At 45.9% G+C, this 22,647-nt stretch carries 22 protein-coding genes and 1 tRNA gene; 4 read left to right on the plus strand and 19 right to left on the minus strand.

Annotated elements, in window-relative coordinates:
• The first annotated feature begins 369 nt into the window (after window positions 1-369).
• The 3 genes from ABXJ76_RS09625 to ABXJ76_RS09635 all read left to right on the plus strand — a co-directional run bounded on the left by ABXJ76_RS09625 (window position 370) and on the right by ABXJ76_RS09635 (window position 2,033).
• Window positions 370-774, plus strand: a complete 405-nt coding sequence (locus ABXJ76_RS09625; RefSeq protein ID WP_432746401.1) for a MerR family transcriptional regulator — start codon at window positions 370-372, stop codon at window positions 772-774.
• 97 nt (window positions 775-871) lie between these two features.
• Entirely contained in the window at window positions 872-1,582 is a 711-nt protein-coding gene (locus tag ABXJ76_RS09630) for a MerT/CopZ fusion-like heavy metal transport selenoprotein (protein WP_432746403.1), read from the plus strand.
• Between the two features lie 16 nt (window positions 1,583-1,598).
• Window positions 1,599-2,033, plus strand: coding sequence for a putative iron-sulfur cluster-binding metallochaperone (locus tag ABXJ76_RS09635; RefSeq protein WP_432740220.1), 435 nt, complete (start codon window positions 1,599-1,601; stop codon window positions 2,031-2,033).
• Between the two features lie 187 nt (window positions 2,034-2,220).
• On the opposite strand, the gene ABXJ76_RS09640 is transcribed toward ABXJ76_RS09635, so the two are convergent.
• Window positions 2,221-2,949, minus strand: a complete 729-nt coding sequence (locus ABXJ76_RS09640; protein WP_432740222.1) for a metallophosphoesterase — start codon at window positions 2,947-2,949, stop codon at window positions 2,221-2,223.
• Window positions 2,950-3,036: 87 nt separating this feature from the next.
• On the opposite strand from ABXJ76_RS09640, the gene ispG reads away from it, so the two are divergent.
• Window positions 3,037-4,254 carry a flavodoxin-dependent (E)-4-hydroxy-3-methylbut-2-enyl-diphosphate synthase gene (gene ispG / locus ABXJ76_RS09645; RefSeq protein WP_432740223.1) on the plus strand — a complete coding sequence of 406 codons (1,218 nt, stop codon included), beginning with the start codon at window positions 3,037-3,039 and terminating at the stop codon, window positions 4,252-4,254.
• Window positions 4,255-4,447: 193 nt separating this feature from the next.
• Here the strand turns inward: ispG and ABXJ76_RS09650 are convergent, their stop codons facing one another.
• The 18 genes from ABXJ76_RS09650 to ABXJ76_RS09735 form a co-directional block, all read right to left on the minus strand.
• Window positions 4,448-4,792, minus strand: coding sequence for a hypothetical protein (locus tag ABXJ76_RS09650; protein WP_432740225.1), 345 nt, complete (start codon window positions 4,790-4,792; stop codon window positions 4,448-4,450).
• A gap of 199 nt (window positions 4,793-4,991) precedes the next feature.
• Window positions 4,992-7,070, minus strand: coding sequence for a polyribonucleotide nucleotidyltransferase (gene pnp / locus ABXJ76_RS09655; protein WP_432740227.1), 2,079 nt, complete (start codon window positions 7,068-7,070; stop codon window positions 4,992-4,994).
• Window positions 7,071-7,178: 108 nt separating this feature from the next.
• The gene (gene rpsO / locus ABXJ76_RS09660; protein ID WP_300485838.1) at window positions 7,179-7,448 is read right to left on the minus strand and encodes a 30S ribosomal protein S15; all 270 of its coding nucleotides are present in this window, start codon (window positions 7,446-7,448) and stop codon (window positions 7,179-7,181) included.
• 124 nt (window positions 7,449-7,572) lie between these two features.
• Complete coding sequence (gene truB, locus ABXJ76_RS09665) at window positions 7,573-8,523, minus strand: tRNA pseudouridine(55) synthase TruB (protein WP_432740228.1); 951 nt, start codon at window positions 8,521-8,523, stop codon at window positions 7,573-7,575.
• Between the two features lie 5 nt (window positions 8,524-8,528).
• Window positions 8,529-8,906 (minus strand): 30S ribosome-binding factor RbfA, encoded by a 378-nt coding sequence (gene rbfA / locus ABXJ76_RS09670; protein ID WP_340123803.1) that lies wholly within the window; start codon window positions 8,904-8,906, stop codon window positions 8,529-8,531.
• Between the two features lie 5 nt (window positions 8,907-8,911).
• The gene (gene infB, locus ABXJ76_RS09675) at window positions 8,912-11,638 is read right to left on the minus strand and encodes a translation initiation factor IF-2 (RefSeq protein ID WP_432740229.1); all 2,727 of its coding nucleotides are present in this window, start codon (window positions 11,636-11,638) and stop codon (window positions 8,912-8,914) included.
• Between the two features lie 10 nt (window positions 11,639-11,648).
• Window positions 11,649-13,166, minus strand: a complete 1,518-nt coding sequence (gene nusA / locus ABXJ76_RS09680; RefSeq protein WP_432740231.1) for a transcription termination factor NusA — start codon at window positions 13,164-13,166, stop codon at window positions 11,649-11,651.
• A complete protein-coding gene (rimP, locus tag ABXJ76_RS09685) occupies window positions 13,156-13,641 on the minus strand; it encodes a ribosome maturation factor RimP (protein ID WP_432746488.1) in 486 nt (161 codons plus the stop codon). The genes nusA and rimP overlap by 11 nt, the downstream gene beginning before the upstream one ends.
• Before the next feature lie 169 nt (window positions 13,642-13,810).
• Window positions 13,811-13,887, minus strand: a tRNA-Met gene (locus ABXJ76_RS09690).
• A 139-nt stretch (window positions 13,888-14,026) separates the two neighbouring features.
• Entirely contained in the window at window positions 14,027-15,481 is a 1,455-nt protein-coding gene (sbcB, locus tag ABXJ76_RS09695) for an exodeoxyribonuclease I (protein WP_432740232.1), read from the minus strand.
• An 88-nt stretch (window positions 15,482-15,569) separates the two neighbouring features.
• Entirely contained in the window at window positions 15,570-15,965 is a 396-nt protein-coding gene (locus ABXJ76_RS09700) for a CBS domain-containing protein (RefSeq protein WP_432740234.1), read from the minus strand.
• A 194-nt stretch (window positions 15,966-16,159) separates the two neighbouring features.
• Window positions 16,160-16,345, minus strand: coding sequence for a (Na+)-NQR maturation NqrM (nqrM, locus tag ABXJ76_RS09705; protein WP_432740236.1), 186 nt, complete (start codon window positions 16,343-16,345; stop codon window positions 16,160-16,162).
• Between the two features lie 99 nt (window positions 16,346-16,444).
• Window positions 16,445-17,665, minus strand: coding sequence for an NADH:ubiquinone reductase (Na(+)-transporting) subunit F (gene nqrF / locus ABXJ76_RS09710; RefSeq protein WP_432740237.1), 1,221 nt, complete (start codon window positions 17,663-17,665; stop codon window positions 16,445-16,447).
• Window positions 17,666-17,676: 11 nt separating this feature from the next.
• Window positions 17,677-18,285, minus strand: coding sequence for an NADH:ubiquinone reductase (Na(+)-transporting) subunit E (nqrE, locus tag ABXJ76_RS09715; RefSeq protein WP_432740238.1), 609 nt, complete (start codon window positions 18,283-18,285; stop codon window positions 17,677-17,679).
• Window positions 18,285-18,974 carry an NADH:ubiquinone reductase (Na(+)-transporting) subunit D gene (locus ABXJ76_RS09720; protein ID WP_432740239.1) on the minus strand — a complete coding sequence of 230 codons (690 nt, stop codon included), beginning with the start codon at window positions 18,972-18,974 and terminating at the stop codon, window positions 18,285-18,287. Before ABXJ76_RS09720 ends, nqrE begins: the two co-directional genes overlap by 1 nt.
• Entirely contained in the window at window positions 18,971-19,894 is a 924-nt protein-coding gene (locus ABXJ76_RS09725) for a Na(+)-translocating NADH-quinone reductase subunit C (protein ID WP_432740240.1), read from the minus strand. The genes ABXJ76_RS09720 and ABXJ76_RS09725 overlap by 4 nt, the downstream gene beginning before the upstream one ends.
• Window positions 19,887-21,089, minus strand: coding sequence for an NADH:ubiquinone reductase (Na(+)-transporting) subunit B (locus ABXJ76_RS09730; protein ID WP_432740242.1), 1,203 nt, complete (start codon window positions 21,087-21,089; stop codon window positions 19,887-19,889). Before ABXJ76_RS09730 ends, ABXJ76_RS09725 begins: the two co-directional genes overlap by 8 nt.
• Window positions 21,089-22,438 carry a Na(+)-translocating NADH-quinone reductase subunit A gene (locus ABXJ76_RS09735; protein WP_432740244.1) on the minus strand — a complete coding sequence of 450 codons (1,350 nt, stop codon included), beginning with the start codon at window positions 22,436-22,438 and terminating at the stop codon, window positions 21,089-21,091. Before ABXJ76_RS09735 ends, ABXJ76_RS09730 begins: the two co-directional genes overlap by 1 nt.
• Window positions 22,439-22,647 lie beyond the last annotated feature (209 nt).

Genomic DNA, 22,647 nt, shown 5'->3' on the forward strand with positions numbered 1-22,647 from the left:
TCGCGTCTGATACGAAAGTCAAATTGCGCTTGTATCGTTGCGGAGGCCTTGAGCCAAAGCATCGAACGGAAAAAAAACTGGGCACCGTCAAACCTTTTGAAGTATTCCAGTCGCAACAGTTTTACCTGCAGGCGCAGATCGACTAGTTGCAGGCTGTTGCCGACTGCAACAAGGCGCGGTTTGCGTTAAAAGTCGCTCAAGGTGAAATCCTGGTATCTGATTGATACGACCTCTTCCTCCTGAAATATGTGAATCGTAACGTTGAATAAAGGCCACAATAAATGAAAATATCCGGTATCTGCGCCATCAATAGTGAAAAATTTACCCATGAGGATACAATGCCATCTGATTTTACTTACTGGTAACGGTATGAACCTAACAATTGGCAAACTTGCCAAACAAACCGAAGTCACCATCGAAACCATCCGTCACTATCAACGCATTGGTTTACTGACGGAACCAGAGAAACCCCATGGCGGTTATCGATCGTATTCGGCTGATGCGATTACCCGAATACGCTTTATCAAACGCGCTCAACAGGCCGGATTTACCTTGAAGGAAATTGCCACTTTATTATCTCTTGATGGGGCGCATTGTGCTGATGTACGACAACTCGCCGAGCAGAAATGCCAGCAGATCGATAAACAAATCAAAGATTTAACAGCTCTCCGTCAGGTATTGGGAACTCTGGTCAACGACTGTCAGCAGACAACTCCATCCGCGCGTTGCGCTATCCTCGATGCGTTTAGCGATGATGCATCAACCAAACCCTGATTTTAAGTAAGACACCACCGCCCACTTGACTCTGTTCTAAACAACAGGGTTTAAACTTCTTGCCAACATTGAGCATTGTTTGGTTTAGGAGATTCGCATGAATACAGACCCTGAAACACCCATTAACACCCCGTCATGGTTTGGTATCGGCGCCCTTTTAGCCGCTATAGGGGCTTCGGCATGCTGTGTCGGGCCTTTTTTACTTTTATCTTTAGGCATTGGCGGAGCCTGGATGAGCACGTTGACGGCACTGGAACCGGTCCGTCCATTTTTCATTATCTTAACCCTGCTTTTTATAGGACTCGGGTATCGAAAACTCTATCTAACGCCTTACCGCTGTGAGGCAGGCGAAATCTGCGCCACATCGGACATCCAACGCCGACAACGCCTAATTTTTTGGTTGGGTTCTGCATTCATTTTGATACTGCTGGCCTTTCCCTGGTTAGCGCCTTATTTCATGGCTTGAGAGGATTCCGATATGAGAATTAAATCCGGACTGTTATTTATAAGCCTGTTGTTACCGGGCACTTTGTGGGTGCCGACGGCCTATGCTGAAACAACTGTTGCACCGCCAAACCAACAGCAAACGGTGACGCTGAATATAGAAAACATGAGCTGTGCCATGTGTACAGTCACCATTAAAAAAGCTTTGCAGAAAGTCGATGGTGTACAGCAAGTGACTGTCGAGTACGATTCCAAAACGGCTGTGGTCACTTTCGATGGCATAAAAACCGATAGTACAGCCTTGATCAAAGCCACGACCGATGCCGGTTATCCGGGAACCCTTGTCATCCCGGTTTCTCGATAAAGCCAAAGATACATCTATGTCTGATTGCTGCTGCCCAAATACATCCACCAAAACCAAACAGATTTGTCCTGAATGCGGTTCCACTTGTAAAAGTGTCGGCATGTCTACGCTTTACCATCAGGTCAGGTTTCCCGAGAATCAGTCAATCATCACTGACAGCTATTATTTTTGCCCTGCAAAAACATGCTCAGTTGGCTACTTTTCCAGTGCAGGCAACACTATTCCCAAACAGCATTTAAGAAGCTATCAAGCCATTCAAAACGATGCACTTTGTTACTGCTTTGATATTGACGCCGAGCAGTATTTATCAGCGTTAAAAGCTCAACGTGCGGAACCGATAAAAGATTTTGTTATGCAACGCACCAAAGCTCGGGAATGTGCCTGTGAAATCAGGAACCCGTCAGGCCAGTGCTGTTTAGCGAATTTTAAATATTTGGAAAAAAGTCATTGAGACACGCTCATATAGGGCTAACATCAACCTGATACGCACAAACCTGCTATAGATTCACTCCGAAGCCTTAGCGTACTATTTTTCCGAATGCTGAGATTACCCCTAATTTAAAGCAGAGTTTTTTTCGCCTTGTGACTATCTTTAAATATCGCCTGCAGGTAATCCTTTACGACAACACAGCCTCAGCCTAAATCTCCACTATCCTGTTCTGATCGAATCCAGGTACGACTTTTGTCCCGAAATAGCCTCTGGGATTGCACAGTATCCTGGCCCCCGCTATACGATAATCTACCTGACTGTGAATATGACCGTGAAACCAGGCGGCAATCTCGTATTCATGCAACAATGGTTTTAAATCACTGCAATAAGCCAGTTTCTTAAGCGCATAAGCCGCATCATTCCAGCTCCATAGAGACGGTGCGTGATGGGTTACAACGACGGTTTTACCTGAAAATGGCTGGGCTAATTCCTGCTCAAGCCATGTCTTCGAGCTTTGATGCAAATGACTAAACAGTAACGCATCAAAAGGCTTATCGGCGAATTGAATCTTCCTGAAATCGTTTATAGTCTTGCCTAAAGCCTCGGCTTTTTCATTTCCTTCAACAAACAAATCGGCCCAGAGCGTACAACCTAAAAAACGCACACCCTGAAATATAAAACTGTCGTTCTCAAGAAAGCGCACATTGCTGCCCTCACATTGTTTACGGATCAAACGTAACGTTTGCCGATATTCCTGCGTATAAAACTCATGATTCCCGGCCACATAAATAACCGGCTTACTCAATGCCTTAAGCCAGTCTATGCCTTGCGTACTGACACCTATATCACCGGCCGCGACAATGATGTCAGCATCATTATCAGGCGCTTCCAGCACTCCAAACTCCAAATGTACGTCGGAAAAATAATTTATCCTCACACTAAACTCTATTCAATGGCCGGTATCGGCGTATAATTTAACAACATTCTTCCCGATCACTGTAACTTTTTTCAAAAGATTTTTTATATGTCTATTAGCCTTAGAAAAATTACCCATCAAGTTTTAATCGGCGACGTTAAAGTCGGCGGCGGCGCTCCAATCGTTGTTCAGTCCATGACCAATACCGATACCGCCAACATTACGGCAACCGTTAATCAAATCATCGAACTGGCCACCGCCGGTTCCGAGATTGTTCGCATCACGGTCAATTCCGAAGAAGCGGCTGCGGCCGTTGCTGAAATTCGCAACCAATTGGATAAAAAAGGCAACTCGACCCCGATCGTCGGCGACTTTCATTTTAACGGTCACAAACTGCTGGAAAAATACCCCGACTGCGCCCAGGCTCTGGATAAATACCGAATTAATCCGGGCAACGTAGGCCGCGGTAAGAGCCGTGATCCGCAATTTCAGCAAATGATCGAATTTGCCTGCCAGTATGACAAACCGGTACGTATCGGCGTCAACGGCGGCAGTTTGGATCAAGCAGTATTGACCCGCTTACTGGATGAAAACAGAAGCCTGAAAACACCCGAACCTTTGGCCGCCGTTACCCGCAAGGCAATCGTACTGTCGGCACTTGAAAGCGCCGCTAAAGCAGAAGAACTGGGACTGGGCAAAGACAAAATCATCCTGTCCTGCAAAATCAGCAATGTGCAGGAACTGATCAACATCTATCAAGACCTTTCCAGCCGTTGCGATTACGCACTGCATCTGGGACTGACCGAAGCCGGCATGGGCTCCAAAGGCATCGTGTCTTCGGCCGCCGCTTTATCGGTATTGATGCAGCAAGGCATCGGCGACACCATTCGTATTTCACTGACGCCAGAACCCGGCGCATCCAGAACCCAGGAAGTGATTGTCGGCCAGGAAATTTTGCAAACTATGGGCTTTCGTTCATTCACCCCCATGGTTATCTCCTGCCCCGGTTGCGGCCGCACCACCAGCGATTATTTCCAGAAGCTGGCGATGGATATTCAAAGCTATTTACGCGATCAAATGCCGGTATGGCGCAGCCAATATCCGGGCGTCGAAACCATGGAAGTAGCGGTTATGGGTTGCGTGGTCAACGGGCCTGGCGAAAGTAAAAGCGCCAATATCGGCATTAGCCTGCCCGGCACCGGCGAAACCCCGGTAGCGCCGGTTTATGAAGATGGCGAAAAAACGGTTACTTTGAAAGGCGACAGAATCGCTGAAGAGTTTCAGGAAATCGTGCAACGCTATATTGAAACGCATTACGCGCCGTAAAGCGGCTTTCATAGGGACGGGGGTGACGACTGCATGGACAGATTTTTGCTCCATGCAAAATCTGCATTCCCCACGTCCTTGTGGGTTATTCAGGAGGTGGAGCAATGCAGAAGCAATTGCCGAGGCCTGTCTTTTTGCGCCGTAACCGAATACTGTCGGGTTAGGCTACTACCACTAACTCGGCCTACAGGCACTACCAATCACCATGCCTGCCATGCTCTTCAATAAATTTACTTGCCCCTGTCGATTTACTGGTTATTTCAAAACAGAATACTTCCGCCTGCTCCGCTGCTGATCCAAACCCTTCAATCTCAACTTCAAATTCAGTGGCTTCTTGTATTAAATTATCATCCTCATCATACTCGGCGTTAACGCCATAGCAATCACCGTAAACGCCCATAATAAGACTGTCATAAACTGTCAAATATCGATCATCATCTGACAGATAATCTTTAGTAGGCGTCCATGTTGTAATTTGCATTTGATATAACTCTGCGAATTTTTTAGCTATTTGTATTTTTTCACTGTCGCTGATCATTTTTTATTTACGGCTAGTTATTTGTGGACTGACTGACATCATTTAATGCCTCGAAGCGAAAAATGTCGGTTATATATACGCTAACTCGACCGACGGTGTGACTGCACGACTAAACAAAAAAAGGGACTGTGACGAATCACAATCCCTTTTCTACACCTTTAAGCTGCCCTTTTATTAAGAGCAGCAAAACAGCACAAGGTTATTCTGCTTCGATTTCTTTCATGCTCAATCTGACTCTGCCTTGACGGTCTATTTCAAGTACTTTGACTTTGACCACATCGCCTTCGTTTAATCGATCGCTGACTTTATCAACGCGTTCATCTGAAATTTGCGAGATATGAACTAAACCGTCTTTACCAGGAAGTATGGTAACAAAAGCGCCGAAGTCCATTAATCTGACGACTTTGCCTTCGTAAACTTTACCGACTTCAACTTCTGCGGTAATTTCCTCGATCATACGACGCGCTTCTTCACCGGCGGCTTTATCAACAGAGGCTACTTTAACCACACCGTCATCGGTCAAATCAACGCTGGCACCGGTCTGCTCGGTAATGCTGCGGATGGTTGCGCCGCCTTTACCGATAACTTCGCGAATTTTGCTAGGATCGATTTTGAAAGTAATGATCCGCGGTGCGAAATCGGACATTTCTTCGCGTGTAGAGGACAACGCTTTGTTCATTTCGCCCAGGATATGCAAACGACCGTGTTTTGCTTGTTCCAATGCTGACTTCATGATTTCTGCGGTAATGCCATCGATCTTGATGTCCATTTGCAGTGCGGTAATACCGTCTACAGATCCTGCAACTTTAAAGTCCATGTCGCCTAAATGATCTTCATCGCCCATGATGTCCGACAATACGGCAAATTTGTCGCCTTCTTTAATCAGGCCCATCGCAATTCCGGCAACCGGTGATTTAATCGGCACACCGGCATCCATTAACGCCAAGCTGCTGCCGCAGACCGAAGCCATGGAGCTTGAGCCGTTGGATTCAGTGACTTCAGAAACAACGCGAATGGTGTACGGGAACTCTTCCATGTTCGGTAACACGGCGGCAACGCCACGTTTCGCCAAGCGGCCATGACCGATCTCACGACGTTTGGGTGAGCCGACAAAACCGGTTTCACCAACGCTGTATGGAGGGAAGTTGTAATGCAGCATGAACGGTTCTTTGTACTCACCGGCCAAGGCATCGATGATTTGCGCATCACGTTGCGTGCCCAATGTTGCAACCACTAAGGCTTGCGTTTCGCCACGGGTAAACAATGCGGAACCATGGGTTCTAGGCAATACGCCGGTTCTGACGGTAATCGGTCTGATTTTGTCTAACTCGCGTCCGTCAATACGTTTGCCTTCGTTAAGAATAGCGTTACGAACGATGCTGTATTCCAGATGTTCGATAATGCCGCGAATCTCACTTTCTGCATACTCGGCATTAGCTACCAGTTTTTCAACGACGGCATTTCTAATTTCTTTCAGTTGTTCTTGTCTAACCAGTTTTTCAGCAACTTGATAAGCAGCTTTAATACCTGCTTCAACTTCTGCAGTAACCCGTTTTTTCAGTTCGGCATTAACTTCGGGGGCTACCCACTCAACAACGCCTGCACCGGCAGCAGCGGCAAATTCGTTAATCGCATTAATGGCAACCTGCATTTGCTGATGGCCGAATAAAACCGCACCTAACATCACTTCTTCCGACAGGTTGTCAGCTTCTGACTCTACCATTAATACGGCATGTGCAGTACCTGCAACCACTAATTGCAACTTAGATTCTTTTAATGCAGTAGCAGTCGGGTTTAAGAGATATTCGCCGTCTTTAAAACCCACGGTAGCGGCGCCGATTGGGCCGTTAAAAGGCAAACCTGAAACTGCTAATGCAGCAGAGGCACCCAATAAAGCAGGAATTTCTGGATCAACGTCAGGATTCAGCGATACAACGGTTGCAATAATCTGAACTTCGTTGGTATAGCCCTCTGGGAAAAGGGGACGAATAGGCCGGTCAATCAGGCGAGACGTTAAGGTCTCTTTTTCACTGGGACGACCTTCTCTCTTAAAAAAACCGCCTGGTATTTTACCGGCCGCGTAAGCTTTTTCTTGATAGTTTACAGTCAACGGGAAAAAATCACCGCCGCTTGCCTGTTTTTTACCGACGACGGTAACCAACAGTGTCGTACCATCTACATCGATCATCACAGCACCGTCTGCTTGACGTGCTACTTCACCGGTTTCTAATTTAACGAGTCGATCGCCGTACTGAAATTCTTTCCTGATAGGATTCACTATAAGGTTCCTTTGCGAGGTTATTAAGGAGGGGTGTCAGGTTACGCTATCGCTAACCCGACTTACAACAAAAACGGCACAAGAGGGTTGTGCCGTTTCTTTGTTCTGTTACTTACGTAAGCCGAGACGTTCAATTAAAGTACGGTAACGGTTTAGGTCTTTATTCTTTAGATAATCCAGCAATTTACGACGCTGATTAACCATGCGCAGCAGTCCACGACGCGAATGATTGTCTTTTTTGTGTTCTGCAAAGTGCGGCGTTAAATGGGTGATGTGTGCTGTCAATAAAGCAACCTGTACTTCAGGTGAACCGGTATCGGTTTCTGACTGACGATAGGCTTCAACGACTGCCTTTTTTTGTTCTGCTGTAAATGGCATTTGTAATCCCTATGTAGATTAAAAATTAAAAAATAAAGCCGCCGAAAGTGGCGACTCCTTAAGTACACTGTTTCCACGATAGGGTGTAGAAACAGGTGTATTCTTTGCTGCCCGAGCGCTTGCTTTAGGGCAAATCGTTGTTCATATTAAACAACTTTTTCGGCACTAGTTTACCATCACTGAGTAATTCCCCCAAACCTAAAAACACGGTATCGTTATACATACGCACGGTACCTTGGCATTCGTTCTGCCCGAGTTCGTCGAAAGGTAATAAGCTAAGCGACTGACCGTATTTAATACAAATAGTTTGTTCATCAGTCAACTGCACAGCGGGTAGAGTTTCGAGCGGTTTATCGACATTTATCAAGCATTGAAACAAGTCGTGCTGATCCATTGCCGTCAATTGTTCGATAGTTCTGGCATTTTCAATGTTGAATTGCCCCGCTTCCAATCGCCGCAATTCTTTTACTGTTCCGCCGCAACCCAGAGCATGACCGATGTCTTCGGCCAACGAACGAATATACGTGCCTTTTGAACAATAAACTTCAAGCATCAACTGATCCAGTTCCTTGGCTAAAGATTGGGAATCAGTCAGTAACTTCAGTTCAAGTATAGTGATGCGTCTGGCTTTACGCTCAATGGTTATTCCTTCCCGTGCGAGCTCGTAAAGCTTTTTGCCGTTATGCTTTAAAGCCGAATACATTGGAGGAACTTGATCGATTTCGCCGATAAATTTTTGAAGACAAGCCAGGATGGCATCAATAGATAATTCAGGTACGGGGTTGGTCTCGATAACCGTACCTTCAAGGTCGCCTGTATCGGTCATAACCCCCAGCTGAACAACAGTCTGATAACGTTTATGGTCATCAAGCATCATCCCCGACACCTTAGTCGCTTCGCCGAAACAAAGCGGTAACAAACCGGTAGCCAGCGGATCAAGGCTGCCGGTATGCCCGGCTTTATTGGCATTAAACAAGCGCCTGACTTCCTGCAAGGCTTTGTTTGAAGATATGCCCAGGCGCTTATCTAACAGCAATATACCGTGAATATTGCACCCGGACTTGCGTTTACTCATGTAACCTAACCTTCTTCGGGTTTATCCAGATCGCGCTCGTGCAAATCACTTAGCAGCTCCGATACCCGCATGCCGGTATCAAACGAATCATCGTAATGAAAACGCAAATCAGAGATGTGCCGCAAACGCATCCTTTTGGCTAATTGATGCCGAATGACAGGCGACAACTCGTTAAGCAATTTAACGTTGGCTTTTTTGCCCTGTTCATCGGCATTCAATACCGTGACATACACTTTTGCCACAGCAAGGTCTTTAGTGACTACAACCTCATTGATAGTAATAAATCCCAGCCTGGAATCATCGATGTCACGCTGCAAGACCAAAGAAAGCTCTTTTTGCATCTGTGATGAAACACGGGCATTACGACCGAATTCTCTTGCCATACCGTTTACAGTTCCCGTTTAACTTCGATGCGTTCAAAAACTTCGATCTGATCGCCGGGTTGTACGTCGTTGTAATTTTTTACCCCGATACCGCACTCCATGCCCATCTTGACCTCGGCCGCATCATCTTTGAAGCGACGCAAAGATTCCAGCTGTCCTTCATAAATCACTACGTTCTCACGCAGTACCCGGATAGGCAGATTTCTCTTCACAAAACCGTCAATAACCATACAGCCGGCAACCGCACCGAATTTCGGCGATTTAAAGACATCGCGCACTTCGGCAAGACCGACAATCTGCTCTCTGATTTCAGGCGCCAACATGCCGCTGATGGCTTTTTTAACCTCATCTATCGCTTCATAAATGATGCTGTAGTAATGCAGGTCGATGCCTTTTTCTTCGATCAGTTTGCGTGCAGTGGTATCGGCTCGGACATTAAAGCCCATCAGAATCGCACCGGAAGCCAAGGCCAAATTCGCATCGCCTTCATTAATGCCGCCCACGCCGCCAAAAACAACCTTAACTTCGACTTCGTCATTAGACAAGCCGATTAAGGAGCTACGCAACGCTTCCAAACTGCCCTGTACATCCGTCTTAAGCACCAGATTGACGCTGGCAATTTCACCGGTAGCCATTCTGGAGAATACTTCATCCAGTTTAGAGGCGTGTTGCACGGCATGCCGGGACAGCTTCATGCGGTCTTCACGATGCTTAGCCAAATCTTTGGCAATACGTTCGTTTTGGACAACCAGAAATTCATCGCCGGCATTTGGTGTACCCGAAAGCCCTAGAATCTCAACCGGCGCACAAGGGCCTGCCTCTTTAATGGTTTTTCCGTTCTCGTTAAACATGGCTCGAACCCGACCGTATTCATGACCGCACAACACCATCTGACCGCTTTCCAACGTACCTTTTTGAATCAATACCGTTGCCACGACCCCACGACCTTTATCCAATCGTGATTCAATAACAATACCTGATGCCGGGCCTTCAATAGGCGCTTTCAGCTCAAGAATTTCAGTTTGCACAATCAAAGCTTCGATTAACTCATCGATGCCTTCACCGGTTTTCGCCGAAATTTTAAGGAACTGCACATCGCCGCCCCACTCTTCAGCGAGAACGTTCAAGGTTGACAGCTCCTGCATCACTTTGTCAGGATTAGCAGCGGGCTTATCGATCTTATTCATCGCCACAATAATCGGCACATTGGCTGCTCTGGCGTGTTCGACCGCTTCCCTTGTTTGCGGCATAACGCCGTCATCCGCTGCAACCACCACAATCACCACGTCGGTAACGTCGGCGCCTCGGGCACGCATGGCGGTAAATGCCGCGTGACCCGGTGTGTCTAAAAAGGTGACTGAGCCGTGATCGGTTTTTACCTGATAGGCGCCGATATGCTGGGTAATACCGCCCGCTTCACCGGCAGCAACACGGGTTTTACGGATGTAATCCAACAGCGAGGTTTTACCGTGATCGACATGTCCCATGATGGTAACAATAGGTGCTCGCGGTAATGCCACACGATTATCTTCTTCTTGCGCCTCAGCCAGCATTTCCTGCTCAAGATCGTCATCACTCTGCATAATCGCTTTGTGACCCATTTCTTCAACTAAAATTGCTGCTGTTTCTTGATCTATGCTTTGATTAATAGTCGCCATAATGCCGAGTTTCATCAAGTGTTTAATTACCATCGCGGCTTTAACACTCATTTTTTGAGCAAGATCAGACACCATAATCATTTCAGGTATACTGACTTCTTTTACGACAGGTTCAACCGGCATTTCAAATTGATGCTTGCCATCAGACTTCACGCTGACGCGTTCAGCTTTCTTACCTTTTTTCTTCGGTCTTTTGGCATCTCTGCCACCTGCTCCAGCACGCGCACTTTCTTCTTGTTTCTTTCTATGCAGTATTTCCTGCTTAGCTGAGGCTTGCTGCCTTACTTTGTCAGCATTTCTTTTGATGGACTCCTCAAGTCGAGCGTCTTTTTCCTGCTGTTTTTTTCTGGCTTCAGCCGCTTCTTTATTTTTAGTCAATTGTTCTTGATTGACTTTCTGTTCTTTCTTCGGCTGCACAGAAGCAAGAGGTTGAGTAATGTCGGGAGCAGTGGAGCGGTGTGACGAAACGGGCAATATCTCAGTCTTTTCTTCGACTGACAGAGATGGCGAAAGTGTCGCAACGGGTAGAGAACCGGCGCGACCGCCTTCAGGCGCGCTAGCGACTTCAGGCTTAGCTACTTCGACAGCGGGTTTAACTGCCGACTCAACGACAAGATCTTCTTTCTTTTCTTCCAAAACGACTTTTTCTGCCTTTATCTGCGCTTCAATTTCAGGAACATTTTCAGTTTGCTGTACAACCTGTTCTTTAGTTTGCTTGGCTAACTCCAAGTTCCTTTGTTCATCGGATTCTACTACTTCACTGCGTTTTATGTAAGTTTTCTGCTTTCGAACTTCAACGCTAATCGTTTTGGTCGTACTGCCTGGTACGCTAGACTGTTTAAGCTCACTCACGGTTCTACGTTTTAAAGTCACCCGTTTCAGTGAACCATCAACCTCGCCTTCGTTCTTACCATGGCGTTTGCGCAAATGCGCAAGCAACTGCATTTTTTCATCTTCATTGATCACATCATCAGGGGCACTGGCAGATAATCCTGCTTCTTTCAGTTGCTCTAATAATCGTTCCAAAGGTATTTTTACTACCTCAGCTAATTGTCGTACTGTTTTATTACTCATTTCATACCCCTTACCTACTCGCCTGTTCCTCAGCAAACCAAGGCTCACGCGCCTTCATAATCAACTTTGCCGCCCGATCTTCGTTCATTCCTGGAAAACCCAACAAATCATCTACTGCCTGCTCTGCCAAATCATCCATCGTAATAATGCCATGACTTGCCATATCATAAGCCAAATCCCTGTTCATGCCTTCCATTTCCAACAAATCCTGTGCAGGTTCGGCTGTTTCTATGACTTCTTCAGCCGCAATAGCATTAATCAGTAATGCATCCTTAGCTCGGCTTCTAAGCGCATTAACAAGATCTTCATCAAAGCCTTCAATTTCCAGCATTTCACTAACCGGAACATAGGCGATTTCTTCAACCGTATTAAAACCCTCTTCAACCAGAATCAAGGCAATATCTTCATCGACACCCAGCTGATCGACAAATAATTGTTTTATCTTATCGGCCTCGGCTTGACTGTTTTCTTCTGCCTTAGAGGCATCGATGACATTCAGCTCCCAACCCGTCAATTGAGTCGCAAGACGTACATTTTGTCCGCCGCGACCGATAGCCTGAGACAGATTATCTGAACTGACCGCCAAATCCATGCTGTGCTTGTCTTCATCGACAACAATAGACTGGATTTCAGCCGGTGACATCGCATTGATCACATATTGAGCATCACTTGCATTCCAAAGAATAATATCAACGCGCTCTCCAGCCAGTTCATTTGAAACCGACTGCACTCTCGAGCCTCTCATGCCGACGCAAGCGCCGACAGGATCCAGTCTTGGATCATGACCTTTGACGGCAATCTTGGCTCTGGAACCGGGATCACGGGCAGCGCCCATCACTTCGATCAAACCTTCGCCCACCTCAGGCACTTCAAGACGGAATAAGGCAATCAGCAATTCCGGCGCAGTCCGACTAACAAACAATTGAGGGCCACGAGGTTCTGAGCGTACATCTTTCAGATAACCCCTGATTCTATCGCCAATACGAATAGCTTCACGAGGTATCATGTCTTCTTTAGCAATATAAGCTTCTACATGCCCACCCAAATCCAGATAAACACAGCCCTTTTCAATACGTTTTACGATACCGGTGATGAGTTCGCCTACGCGACTCTGATAGGCATCAACTATTTTCTTGCGTTCAGCTTCCCTGACCTTGTGAATAATAACCTGTTTGGCCGTCTGTGCAGCAATACGTCCGAAATCGACAGATTCAATTTCCTCTTCGACCAAATCACCGACCTGGACATCAGAATTATCGAATCTAGCAACTTCCAATAAAACTTGCGTTTCAGGGAACTCGACATCGCCATCAATTTGATCATTGGCATCAACAACTTCCCATATTCTATAGGTAACGTAATCACCGGTTTTCCTGTCAATACTAACACGAGCTTTAATTTGATTTACGTGACGCTTGATTGTAGCCGCTTCTAATGCTGACTCTATAGCCTGAAAAACAATCTCTTTTTCAATATCCTTTTCATTAGAAAAAACATCTACCACCAACAAAATTTCTTTATTTGCCACTGCGCCCTCCTTTTTCAATTAAATACTCAGGAACCAAACGCGCTTTACTCATCGCGATAAATGGAACCTCAAAAATCTGATCGCCTTCTTGAAGTGAAATCGCATCACCTTCAACTTTTACTATAAGGCCTGTAATTTTTCTACGGCCATCTATGGCTTTAAATAAATTTACCAACACCCTACTGCCAATATATCGTTCAAACTGGCTCACTTTAAAGAAAGGTCGGTCTGCACCCGGCGAAGAAACCTCCAAATGATAGTTGCCTAATATGGGATCTTCCACGTCCATAGCCCCACTGATTTGGTGACTCACTTTAGTGCAGTCTTCAACCAAAATCCCGTTTTCACTATCAATATAGATTCTTAACAGACCATGTTTAGGGTGAGGATTATATTCAATGCCTACGCATTCATAACCTAAACCTTCAACAATTGGCTCAATTAGGTCAACCAAATGTTCAGGAGCCTGCTTCATCTTTTCCTCACTTACTTTCGCACAAAAAAAAAGAGCCGACGGCTCTTCCATTAACAATCAACTATGAGCCTTTAAACCACTAAAGGCCAGAAAACAAAAAACCCCAAAATGGGGTTTTTTGAAACCAATCCTTGCGTCACACTAACTCCTGCATCCATGCAGTTTTATATGGTAGCGGGGGCAGGATTTGAACCTACGACCTTCGGGTTATGAGCCCGACGAGCTACCAAGCTGCTCCACCCCGCGATTGATTTGGCTATTATAGGGTATTCTCAGTATTTAGCAAGCTATTTATCAATCTATTTATCAGCTACGCTAAAATTCGCTACTACCAGACTCATTACATACCCTCTGCATCAATTTTAGAGGCGACAACATTATAATTTCAATCAACCTGAATACCGAATGCAGCTTTTTTTTCAAGCGCATAAGCATTTAATGCGTCAATAATACCGATATTTGTATTTTCGTCACTGCGCAACTCTTTCAGGCGACTAAAATAATCATCAAGCAAAATACCAGAACCCGCTTGACGACCGGTTAACCGCTTAACACAAAACGCATTCCACCTTAACTGCTCATCACCAGTCAAAGTTTCCGGATAATTTCTGGCCCGGTATCGAAATAGCATTTCCGGCAATCGGCTATCAATAAATTTAAATGTTGCTTTGGCTAATTGCTCAGGCAGCATACCTCTAATTTTAGCCATTTGCTTTTTATCGTTTTCAGTGAAAAAACCGCCGCTGTAAATTTCCAAATCGGGATCGGAATCTTGCTCGGCGTAAGTATGGCCGCTAAACACTGCCGCCAACTTTTCAGCCAAGCCGACAGCAGCTTTAATCCTATCGATATTGGCATGGCATAACGCCAAATCGATTGCCAGTCGCTGCGCGTCATCCGGTCTAATAACAGACACAGGTGCTAACACAGGACATTTGTTGATATGCACGGTTTTTAACGGGATTCTTGCCACACCTTCGGGCAAATCAGCCGTTGCGGTGAAGATTCTCCGCTGAATTTCTTCCACCGATAATCTAAGCATCGGCTCTGGGTCGACGGAAAGGTCATAAACGATGATACCGTTGGTATTGGTAGGATGCTTGCAAATAGGAAGCACTATAGCCAGACAATTTTTAGCAGCAAGATATTTACCTGAAATATGCACTACCGGCTTAAAACTACCTAACTGAAGCAAGTTAAGCACCTCGGCTTTAACCCGGTGCTGCAACAAAAATTGATAAAGCTTAGGCTGAGCCTGCTTGACCAGTTTAGCGATTGCCAGGGTAGCATAGACATCGGAAAGCGCATCATGCGCCGCCTCATGAGCTATGTTATTGTCACGAGTCAGTTGATCCAACCTAAAACTAGCCCCGCCCTCCTCGTTAACAGGCCAGACGATGCCTTCAGGACGCAAGGCTTTAGCCGCCCTGACCACGTCGATTAAATCCCAACGGGAATTGCCGTTTTGCCATTCCCTTGCATAGGGATCATAAAAATTACGATAGAGACAGTTCCGGGTGACCTCATCATCAAAACGAAGACTGTTGTAACCCAGGGTACAGGTATTGGACGCAGCTAATTGATCATGTATCAGGCGAATAAATTCGGCTTCGCAAACGCCTTTTTGCTCAGCGAGTTGCGGGGTAATTCCGGTAATTAAACAGGCATCAGGGTGAGGAAGGCAGTCTGCCGCCGGTTTGCAGTAAACGACTAAAGGATCGCCTATGATATTGAAATCAAAATCGGTTCTAATTCCGGCAAATTGAACGGCTCTGTCTCTTCTAGGATCGGTGCCGAATGTTTCGTAATCATGCCAATAAAAGGTTTGCGTAGCGCTCATTACTTTCAACCGTTATCGGTGATGGAACCAAAGGTAGGCACTGGCAATTGCTCCTGCGTCCCTATAGTCGCAGGAGCAGTTACAATCCTTAATGACTTGAAGCCAAAGCCTTTAGGACATCGGTGCGACTGACGATCCCAACCAGCTCATTATCCTGAAAAACCGGAAAACTCCTGACAGTAGTCTGCTGGAACTTCTCTGCCAAATCCACGATACTGGATTCAGCATCAACACTGATGACCTCTGAACTCATATAATCGCCAACCTTGCCGCTCATACTTTGGTTGTAAACAGCCTCTAAAACAATTCTCATGACATCCTTTTCAGAAAACATGCCCAGCAAGCGCCCCTGCTGATCAACAACCGGAGCACTGGTGATTTTATGATCCAGTAATAATTTTACGGCATCGATCACCCCGGCATCCCGAGTAAGCGTAACCAATCTTTTCGACATATAATTTGCGATAGTAATTTTCGCCAGCATAATGAACTCCTGCTTATTGTTATTATTGTAAAATTCCGGTCGGATCGCCTCAGCAATAACTGCTGCATTGCGTTACCTTTTGCATAACCCACAGGGACGAGGGCATGCAGATTTTTCCATGGGCAAAAATCTGTGCGTACAGCCGTAAAACACCTACTCTCGATAGCTTTGGTGCAATCCAATAATCGAAGCTGCTAGCCTTGATTCAAATTAGCTTCCAATTTCTTTCTTTTATCACACTTTTCCACACAAATACAATTTGCGTTGTTTGCCGCACCGCCACATGAACCTTTAATAGCGCGTCTTCCGAAAATCACACCTATCGCCATAATGGCAATAACAAAAACCATAAACACAAAAGTCACTAAAAAATAAGTCATGGTAACACCTCGTAAAATTTGTAAAGGCCTACAATAAAAAACGAGGAGTGGGCTTAGCCGCACTCCTCGTGTAGGTTAAATTAGCGTAACCTACGCTTCTTATCCGCCAAAATCGTCCAAGAAGATATTTTCCGGCTCTACGCCATTATCCAACAACATTTTGATCACCGCTGAGTTCATCATCGGCGGCCCACACATGTAGAACTCGCAATCCTCTGGGGCAGGATGATTCTTAATGTATTCTTCGAAAAGAACATTATGAATAAAACCAGTATACCCCGTCCAGTTATCTTCCGGCAACGGATCGGACAAGGCAACATGCCAGTCGAAATTGTCATTTTCCTTGGCCAGCATATCAAAATCTTCTACATAGAACATTTCGCGTTTGCTACGGGCGCCGTACCAGAAAGTCATTTTACGCTTGGATTTCAGCCGGCGCAACTGATCGAAGATATGCGAACGCATCGGAGCCATACCGGCACCGCCACCCACAAAGACCATTTCTGCTTCAGTCTCTTTAGCATAGAACTCGCCATAAGGCCCTGAAATAATACATTTATCGCCGGGCTTCAAGTCAAAAATGTAAGAAGACATGATGCCTGGCGGTACGCTATCTGATGCACCGGGAGGCGGTGTCGCGATACGAACGTTCAGCATGATTTCTTTTTCTTCAGGATAACTTGCCATTGAATAAGCACGTAACGCAGACTCCTTCACATCAGAAACATAACGCCATAAATTGAATTTATTCCAATCATCACGGAATTTTTCTTCAACGTTGAAATCGCTGTATCTGGCGACATGCGGAGGACATTCAATTTGAATATAACCGCCTGCCCGATAGTTAATTTCTTCACTTTCAGGTAAATCAAGCACCAGTTCTTTAATAAAGGTGGCAACGTTATGGTTTGATTTAACCGTACATTCCCATTTTTTTATGCCAAAGACATCATCTTCGACCTCAATGCTCATGTTATGTTTTACAGTAACCTGACATGAAAGGCGCTCGCCGTGAGCGGCTTCGCGCTTGGTAATATGGGTCAGTTCAGTCGGTAAAATTTCGCCGCCGCCTGAATGCACTACGACTCTGCACTCGGCGCAGGTACCTTTGCCGCCACAGGCTGATGCTACAAACAGGCCGTTATTGGCCAACGCAGTTAATAATTTTGACCCCACCGGTACATGAATTTTCTTGTCATCATTGATCAGGATCTCAACATCCCCAACAGCGACCAATTTGCTTTTAGCGCCGATAATAACGAATACCAGTGCTATCACAAAAGCCGTGAAAATTATGATCCCTAATAGAATTTCCAGCATTACGCAATTCCTTAAAGTTGGATTCCAGAGAAAGCCATGAAGCCAAGCGACATCAGACCCGCAGTAATAAATGTAATACCCAATCCTTGTAAACCGGCAGGAATATCACTGTATTTAAGTTTTTCGCGTACACCGGCCATAACCGTAATGGCCAATGCCCAGCCCAGGCCACTGCCCACACCGTACGTGACACTTTCGCCGAAATTATAATTACGCTCAATCATGAACAAACTGCCGCCAAGAATCGCGCAGTTTACCGTGATTAAAGGCAGAAACACGCCCAAGGCGAAATACAACGCAGGAAAAAACTTATCCAAAATCATTTCCAGAATTTGCACCAAGGCTGCAATCATACCGATACAGCTTAACAACGCTAAAAAGCTTAAATCCACACCGGTAATGCCCATCCAGGACAGCGCATCTTCTTTTAATAAGGCATGGTAAACAATATTGTTGGCCGGTACCGTAATGGCTTGCACCACCATCACCGCAACGCCTAAACCCATCGCGGTCGAGATTTTCTTGGAAACCGCGATAAAGGTGCACATGCCCAAAAAGAAGGACAATGCCAGGTTTTCAATAAAGACCGCCTTAACAAATAAACTGATATAAGCTTCCATTAGTGATGCCCTCCTTCACCATGAGCAATCGACATAATCTTGAACTCCACCTTTTCAACTTGCTCCGGCTTCCATTGACGGACAGACCAGATAATCAAACCGATGATAAAGAATGCACTCGGTGGCAACAGCATCAAGCCATTAGGATCATACCAGCCGCCATCCTTGGTTAGCTTGAAGACTTCGATGCCCAATAATTTACCAGAACCCAAGGTTTCTCTAAAAAATGCCACGATAATCAATATCAAGCTATAACCCAAACCATTACCGATACCGTCCATGAAACTTTCTAAAGGCGGATTTTTCATCGCATAACCTTCAGCACGTCCCATCACGATACAGTTGGTAATGATCAAACCGACGAATACCGACAATTGCTTGCTGACATCATAAGCAAAGGCTTTCAACAACTGATCAACCACGATAACCAAGGAGGCAATAATGGTCATCTGCACGATGATTCGGATGCTGCTCGGAATATGGTTTCTGATCGCACTGATCGCCGCACTCGAAAACGCGGTTACCAGAGTCAAGGCCAGCGCCATAATCAGCGAGGTCGACATTTGCGACGTCACCGCCAACGCCGAACAGATACCCAATACCTGCAAGGTAATCGGGTTGTCATTGACCAGCGGAGCGATCAATACCTTTTTTGTTTCATCATTTAATATTGCTGTTACTGCACTCATAATTTAACTCCTTTAACCGTTCTTACTTTAGCTAAATACAGGGCAAAACCTTCATTGCTCATCCAGTACCTGACCAGATTAGTTACACCGGTACTGGTTAATGACGCGCCCGCCAGACCATCGACCTGGTATTGAGATCCCGGCTTGGTGTTATCAACCACGCCTTTAATCAGGCTCAATGCAGGCTCACCCATTTCAGCGCTCTCAATCAGGCCTTTTTCTGCCGAAGGTTGATTGCTTTCCGCATAGACTTTCTTGCCTTTCCATAGCGCACGCCATTTGGGATTGACCACTTCGCCGCCCAATCCCGGCGTTTCCGCCTGATCGTAAAAATTGATGCTTTGCACAGTTTGCCCATCGGGATCCAGTGACAGGAAACCGTATAAAGTCGACCATAAACCATAACCGTTTACCGGCAGAATAATCGACTTGATCGCGCCCGACTCTTTGACCAAATAGACCTTGGCGTATTTAGCCTTGACCCGGATATGAGCAATATCCTTATCCTTAGGAATAGCGACGCTTAAAGCAGGATCTTTGGCCGCTTTACGTTGATCGTATTCAGCGGCATTCATATCCTCAACATAGTCGCCGGTTTCCAGATTGACGATTTTAGCTTCAATTTTGTCGCTAAACTCCGAGTCAATATTACTGCCTTCCTGAAGTAAACCTGCCACTTCAAGAATATTCTTTTTCATGTCCAGTTCTTTGTTATGGACTTGAAGAGACTTTAAAGCGACCGCAGAGAATGAAACCAGAACCGCACACACCAGACACAGCGCAACCGCGATAGCAATAGTCTTTTCCAGACTATCATTACCCATGGCAAGCACTTTATCCCGGTAAACTTTGAATTTTTGGTAATGCTCGCAATTATCCAGTGCGACGCATATTTTATTGAACTGTTCGCACTTAAGCATGACGTTTCATCCTTCTTCTGATATTGGCCTGAATGACAAAATAATCTATCGTAGGCGCAAACATGTTGGAAAATAGAATTGCCAGCATAATGCCTTCAGGGAAGGCCGGATTAACAACCCTGATTAATACCGTCATCCCCCCGATTAAAGCCCCGTACACCCAGCGACCGGTATCGGTCATTGCCCCACTCACCGGGTCGGTCGCCATATAAACCATGCCGAACGCAAAGCCGCCCATCGTCAAATGCCAGTACCAAGGCAACGCAAACATATGATTGGTGTCGCTGCCGATGAAGTTAAACATCAACGAGGTCACTACCATACCTGCAAATACGCCGCCCATAGTGCGGTACGACGCAACTTTGGTGTACAACAGGAAGGCCGCGCCGATTAAAATAGCCAGCGTTGAAGTTTCGCCAAGACAGCCCGGTTCAAAACCAAAAAAGGTTTGCATCCAGCTGTAATCAGCCGCATAAATTGCATCAAGCCCACCGTTTGCAGCCAGTCCTAAAGGAGTCGCTGCGGTATAGCCATCAACGGCAACCCAGACCGAATCACCCGAAATAGACGCAGGGTAAGCAAAATACAAAAACGCCCGTCCAGTCAACGCAGGATTCAAAAAGTTTTTACCGGTTCCGCCGAAGACTTCCTTACCGATAACGATGCCGAAAGAAATACCCAAAGCCACCTGCCATAAAGGCATATCGGGCGGCATAATCAAAGTGTACAACATTGACGACACTAAAAAGCCTTCATTCACTTCATGGCCGCGAACCGTTGCGAACAATACTTCCCACACACCGCCGACCGCCAGTGTCACTATATAAATAGGCAGGAAGTACAAAGCGCCGTGAACCATATTGGAAAACGGATTCATCGTACTGTAGCCGAAGATCATCATCGGGATACTGCGCCAGTTCTGAGCTTGCTCCAGGCCCATTGCTGCCAGGGCTAAATTGGCCTGATAACCGGTGTTATACAAGGCCATCAAGACGCAAAAAAACATTGCGATTACCACAAAAGTCATGGTCCGTTTCAGGTCATTGCCGTCACGAACATGCGTGGTGCCGCGCGTCACATCAGCCGGGGTATAGATGAAAGTATCCACCATCTCGTAGAGACCGTAATACTTTTCGAGCCGCCCACCTTTGGTGAAATGCGGTTCTATGCTATCTAAAATATCTCTAGGCGACATTATCCTTCCTTCTCAATTTTAGTTAAATTCGCTCTCAGTACAGGAGCAAAATCATGTTTACCGGGATCCACAAACGTAAATAAGGACATATCTTCCTCATCAAGCTCTAAACAGCCTAATAATTGAGCCTGATCCGTATCGCCGACCACCAGCGCTTTTAACAGCGGTGTAGACAAAATATCCAGCGGCATAACGGCCTCATAAACACCAACAGGAACAATGGCCCGGTTGCTGCCGTTTTTATCGGTTGTTAAGGGGAATTTACGATTCAACTTACGGTCAACGCTGGAGGTATAAACATTAAGCGCTGAATATTTGTTTTTACCCGGAACAATCCAGCCGAACAATTCACGAGCGCGACCTTCTTGCAATACCGAAATCTGGTTGCTATAACAACCCAGAAAAGCGGCCCAATCTGCAGCCAGATGCCCATACAATACCGAACCTGAAATCACCCGATTTTCGATCCCCTCTAATTGACCCGCAACCAAATCATTGGTATTAGCGCCAATACGGGTACGAATCAACCGGGGTTTTTTAACAGTAGGTCCCGCCAATGACACTACGCGTTCAACATTGATTTTACCGGTAGTAAATAATGCACCGATGGCGATTACTGCCTGATAATCCAGATGCCAGACGAATTTATTGATATTGACCGGATTTATTAAATGAATATGAGTGCTTGGCAGTCCCGCAGGATGCGGTCCTGAAAACTCGGCCGTGATTACCGGTGCATTACCGGTGTTAATGTCAGCGTTGGTCGCCTTACAAACGTAAGTCTTACCATCCGTCAACTTGGCAATAACCGCCAAACCATTGGCGAAATCATCGCTACGCTCTTTAATAATAACCGCAGGATTTGCCGCTAACGGACTGGTGTCGATTGCAGTCACAAAAATAGACCGGGGCTTGCTGTCTACAGCAGGAATTTTGCCATAAGGACGAGTACGCAATACCGTCCACAATCCGGATGCCAACAGATTTTCTTTAACCTGCTCTGCCGATAAATCATTCAGTTCTGAAGCCTTGTATTTTGCAAATGACTCCGCTGCCGTTCCTTTCAGTTCGACAACAACAGACTGCAAAACCCGCTTAGCACCGCGATTAATGGATTGCACGACACCCGCACCGGGTGAAGTAAACACAACCCCAGGATTCTTCTTGTCAGTAAACAGGACTTGGCCCAACTTGACCGTATCACCCTCACTGACCATCATAGTAGGCTTCATGCCTACATAATCCATCCCCAGAACAGCAACGGAGTTAACCTTATTGCCATCCTCAATAACTTGTTCGGGCTCTCCTGTAATAGGTAGATCCAAACCTTTTTTAATACTAAATTGCATAGTGTGAGCCTGCTCTCCAATCAAGTTGCTTTGATCCCATCCTTTCATTTCAAGTACAAATAAAACAAGAGGCGCATTAAGACGTAAAAACGTGGCATTAGACCACAAAAACGAGGCATTCTCAAGACATATAGAATGTGCTGGCACAGGGATGTAGGGCTTGCTCTACTTGGCTTCGATTGTTATCCGAAAGCAACAGTCAAGTAGAT

Source organism: Methylobacter arcticus (genome assembly GCF_050917435.1).
Taxonomy (GTDB): domain Bacteria; phylum Pseudomonadota; class Gammaproteobacteria; order Methylococcales; family Methylomonadaceae; genus Methylobacter_A; species Methylobacter_A titanis.

Coding starts and splice junctions, on each gene's coding strand:
- ABXJ76_RS09650 (WP_432740225.1), bottom strand. CDS start 4,792: ATGATCAGCGACAGTGAAAAAATACAAATAGCTAAAAAATTCGCAGAG.
- ABXJ76_RS09730 (WP_432740242.1), bottom strand. CDS start 21,089: ATGTCGCCTAGAGATATTTTAGATAGCATAGAACCGCATTTCACCAAA.
- nqrE (WP_432740238.1), bottom strand. CDS start 18,285: ATGGAAGCTTATATCAGTTTATTTGTTAAGGCGGTCTTTATTGAAAAC.
- ABXJ76_RS09700 (WP_432740234.1), bottom strand. CDS start 15,965: ATGCTGGCGAAAATTACTATCGCAAATTATATGTCGAAAAGATTGGTT.
- infB (WP_432740229.1), bottom strand. CDS start 11,638: ATGAGTAATAAAACAGTACGACAATTAGCTGAGGTAGTAAAAATACCT.
- nqrF (WP_432740237.1), bottom strand. CDS start 17,665: ATGCTGGAAATTCTATTAGGGATCATAATTTTCACGGCTTTTGTGATA.
- sbcB (WP_432740232.1), bottom strand. CDS start 15,481: ATGAGCGCTACGCAAACCTTTTATTGGCATGATTACGAAACATTCGGC.
- ABXJ76_RS09635 (WP_432740220.1), top strand. CDS start 1,599: ATGTCTGATTGCTGCTGCCCAAATACATCCACCAAAACCAAACAGATT.
- ABXJ76_RS09735 (WP_432740244.1), bottom strand. CDS start 22,438: ATGCAATTTAGTATTAAAAAAGGTTTGGATCTACCTATTACAGGAGAG.
- ispG (WP_432740223.1), top strand. CDS start 3,037: ATGTCTATTAGCCTTAGAAAAATTACCCATCAAGTTTTAATCGGCGAC.
- nqrM (WP_432740236.1), bottom strand. CDS start 16,345: ATGACTTATTTTTTAGTGACTTTTGTGTTTATGGTTTTTGTTATTGCC.
- rimP (WP_432746488.1), bottom strand. CDS start 13,641: ATGAAGCAGGCTCCTGAACATTTGGTTGACCTAATTGAGCCAATTGTT.
- ABXJ76_RS09625 (WP_432746401.1), top strand. CDS start 370: ATGAACCTAACAATTGGCAAACTTGCCAAACAAACCGAAGTCACCATC.
- rpsO (WP_300485838.1), bottom strand. CDS start 7,448: ATGCCATTTACAGCAGAACAAAAAAAGGCAGTCGTTGAAGCCTATCGT.
- truB (WP_432740228.1), bottom strand. CDS start 8,523: ATGAGTAAACGCAAGTCCGGGTGCAATATTCACGGTATATTGCTGTTA.
- ABXJ76_RS09725 (WP_432740240.1), bottom strand. CDS start 19,894: ATGCTTAAGTGCGAACAGTTCAATAAAATATGCGTCGCACTGGATAAT.
- rbfA (WP_340123803.1), bottom strand. CDS start 8,906: ATGGCAAGAGAATTCGGTCGTAATGCCCGTGTTTCATCACAGATGCAA.
- ABXJ76_RS09720 (WP_432740239.1), bottom strand. CDS start 18,974: ATGAGTGCAGTAACAGCAATATTAAATGATGAAACAAAAAAGGTATTG.